This is a genomic window from Mesorhizobium sp. M4B.F.Ca.ET.089.01.1.1 (genome assembly GCF_004022605.1).
In the GTDB taxonomy this organism is placed as follows: domain Bacteria; phylum Pseudomonadota; class Alphaproteobacteria; order Rhizobiales; family Rhizobiaceae; genus Mesorhizobium; species Mesorhizobium abyssinicae.
In genome coordinates, this window is the sequence record NZ_RZOS01001290.1 from 1 (window position 1) to 529 (window position 529).

The 529-nt window shown below is 65.0% G+C and carries 1 protein-coding gene and 1 pseudogene; both read left to right on the top strand.

Annotation, left to right across the window (positions count from 1 at the left end):
- Positions 1 to 237: DUF1778 domain-containing protein (locus EN780_RS37205; protein ID WP_133372998.1), on the top strand; the 237-nt coding region annotated here is incomplete at its 5' end.
- A 23-nt stretch (positions 238 to 260) separates the two neighbouring features.
- Positions 261 to 529 (top strand): annotated as a pseudogene (locus EN780_RS37210) (GNAT family N-acetyltransferase); the annotation flags it as partial.

Here is a 529-nt window from a genome sequence, read left to right on the forward strand (position 1 = left end):
GCTTCGGCGGGGACGAAGGCCATTCTCAGCCGCGCCGCGGGTTTGCGCGGGCAGAAACTGTCGGAGTTCATGCTGGACAGCGCCCGCAGGCAAGCTGAAGAAACCATTCTCGACCAGCGCGCCTTCTTTCTCGATGCCGAGGCGCATCAGAAATTGCTCGATCTGCTCGACGCCCCCGACAAACCGACCGAGGAACTTCGCGCGCGCATGACGCGCAAGCCCGCCTGGGAGCGCTGATGCCTGCTGGCGGAGGGCCGGGGTTGCGGGTCAGCCCTCCGGAACGGCTGACCGTCGGCCACGATGTGTCCGCGTTTCGTAACGGCAGGCATCCCACCCTCGATGACTGGTTGCGCAATCGCGCTCTTGCCGGCGAGGGCCTGTCCGCCCGGACCTATGTGGTCTGTGACGCGAACATGAATAATCGCGTCATCGGCTACTATGCGATCTCGACGGCGATGGAAGAACGGATCGCGCTGCCAAGCGCGAAGCTGCGGCGGGGTATGCCCGAGCAGGTCCCGCTGCTGCTGAT